Here is a 1,061-nt window from a genome sequence, read left to right as displayed (position 1 = left end):
ATCGCCATCAAGGCGGCGCTGGAGCGCGCGGGGCTCAAGCCCGAGCAGGTCAGCGACGTGATTCTGGGTCAGGTGCTGACGGCCGGTTCGGGCCAGAACGTGGCGCGTCAGGCTTCGCTGAAGGCGGGCCTGCCGGCGTCGGTGCCGGCGATGACGATCAACAAGGTCTGCGGTTCGGGCCTCAAGGCGGTGATGCTGGCCGCAAACGCGATCATCGCGGGCGACGCCGAAATCGTCGTGGCGGGCGGTCAGGAAAACATGAGCGCGGCGCCGCACGTGCTGCCGGGTTCGCGCGATGGCTTCCGCATGGGCGATGCGAAGCTCATCGACAGCATGATCGTCGACGGCCTGTGGGACGTGTACAACCAGTACCACATGGGCGTGACGGCGGAAAACGTCGCGAAGGAATACGGTATTACGCGCGAGGAACAGGACGCGTTCGCGGCGGCCTCGCAGAACAAGGCGGAAGCCGCGCAGAAGGCGGGCCGTTTCGACGACGAAATCGTGCCGGTCGAAATCCCGCAGCGCAAGGGCGATCCGCTCGTCTTCAAGACCGATGAGTTCGTGCGTCACGGCGTGACGGCGGAATCGCTGTCGAGCCTGAAGCCCGCTTTCTCGAAGGAAGGCACGGTGACGGCGGCGAATGCGTCGGGCATCAACGACGGCGCGGCAGCGGTGGTCGTGATGTCGGCGAAGAAAGCCGAAGAGCTCGGCCTGAAGCCGCTCGCGCGCATCAAGGCATATGCATCGGGCGGCGTCGATCCGAAGGTGATGGGCATGGGCCCGGTGCCGGCATCGAAGCGCGCGCTGGAACGCGCGGGCTGGTCGGTGAACGACCTCGATCTCATGGAGATCAACGAGGCGTTCGCGGCGCAGGCGCTGGCCGTGAACAAGCAGATGGGCTGGGACACGTCGAAGATCAACGTGAATGGCGGCGCGATTGCGATCGGCCATCCGATCGGCGCGTCGGGCTGCCGGATTCTGGTGACGCTGCTGCATGAAATGCAGCGCCGCGACGCGAAGCGCGGTCTGGCGTCGCTGTGCATCGGCGGCGGTATGGG

Annotated in this window: 1 protein-coding gene; it reads left to right on the top strand. The window is 66.3% G+C overall.

The window, feature by feature from the left end:
• The coding region (locus tag U4Y88_RS37535) for an acetyl-CoA C-acetyltransferase (protein WP_321790118.1) at positions 1 to 1,061 on the top strand (1,061 nt) is incomplete at both ends.

The sequence above is a fragment of the Paraburkholderia sp. J94 genome (assembly GCF_905220285.1).
Classification (GTDB): Bacteria; Pseudomonadota; Gammaproteobacteria; order Burkholderiales; family Burkholderiaceae; genus Paraburkholderia; species Paraburkholderia tropica_A.
The sequence above is the reverse complement of the archived record's forward strand: the minus strand, read 5'-3'. Positions and strand labels throughout refer to the sequence as shown.